The sequence below is a fragment of the Mesorhizobium sp. M3A.F.Ca.ET.175.01.1.1 genome (assembly GCF_004791945.1).
Classification (GTDB): domain Bacteria; phylum Pseudomonadota; class Alphaproteobacteria; order Rhizobiales; family Rhizobiaceae; genus Mesorhizobium.
Genome location: NZ_SRTP01000311.1, coordinates 1 through 303, shown reverse-complemented (window position 1 = coordinate 303; position 303 = coordinate 1). Strand labels below are relative to the sequence as shown.

The 303-nt window shown below is 66.7% G+C and carries 1 protein-coding gene; it reads left to right on the top strand.

Features of this window, described 5'->3' with window-relative positions; translation table 11 throughout:
• Positions 1 to 303 (top strand): cyclase family protein (locus EN818_RS31775; protein WP_189524011.1); only part of this gene is annotated, 303 nt, incomplete at both ends.

The window sequence follows — 303 nt, the reverse complement described above, 5'->3', positions numbered from 1 at the left end:
GGTGGTGATGCGCACCGACTGGTACAAGCGCAACGGCTCGGAGGCCGAATTCCTCAACGCCAACGAGACCGGCCCGCACACGCCCGGACCGACGGCCGAAGCTATCCAGTTCCTGATCAGCAAGGACATCAAGGGCTGGGGCTCCGAGACGATCGGCACCGATGCCGGCAAGGCCGGCGGCATGGAGCCGCCGTTCCCGGCGCACACGCTGATGCACAAGGCCAACCGCTATGGTCTGGCGAGCCTCTGCAATCTCGACCAGCTGCCGCCGAAAGGGGCGATCCTGATCGCGGCGCCGCTGAA